Annotated in this window: 1 protein-coding gene; it reads right to left on the minus strand. The window is 42.8% G+C overall.

The features are described from left to right. Positions 1–217: 217 nt before the first annotated feature. Positions 218–460 (minus strand): hypothetical protein (locus JS756_RS39080; RefSeq protein ID WP_205387481.1); only part of this gene is annotated, 243 nt, incomplete at its 5' end.

Genomic DNA, 460 nt, shown 5'->3' on the forward strand with positions numbered 1-460 from the left:
GAATATAATAGGCTGATTTCTTAATGCTTTGGTCTAGCATGTTGCCGTCCAGTTTAGGGTCATTGAATAAAGGCATGGACATGGGTAGATGGTTAGTCTTATTGACTGTATCCATCAAGGCTTCTAGCCAAAATCATCATGGCAGTCCTGATGCATATAGAGCTGCCTGACTGCATTCTAGGATCACCCAAATTCCTTGCTCATCTACACCATTCTGCTATGGGGAATGAGGGACAGTCAGCTCAGGTTTGATCCCCTTCTTTTGCCATATGCCAGGTGTTCTGAAGAACTCATTATCTCCTTGAATATACACAGGTGTGAATCCAAGGTTCTGGAGCCAGTTAATATGGCCCATTATCATGTGTACAGGATTATCCCTATTGATCAGAGGGAATACCCATCTCATTCTGGTTGCATTGTCTGTTATGAGCAACACATACTTGTATTTCCCATTCACAGG

This window comes from Streptomyces actuosus, assembly GCF_016921115.1.
In the GTDB taxonomy this organism is placed as follows: domain Bacteria; phylum Actinomycetota; class Actinomycetes; order Streptomycetales; family Streptomycetaceae; genus Streptomyces; species Streptomyces actuosus_A.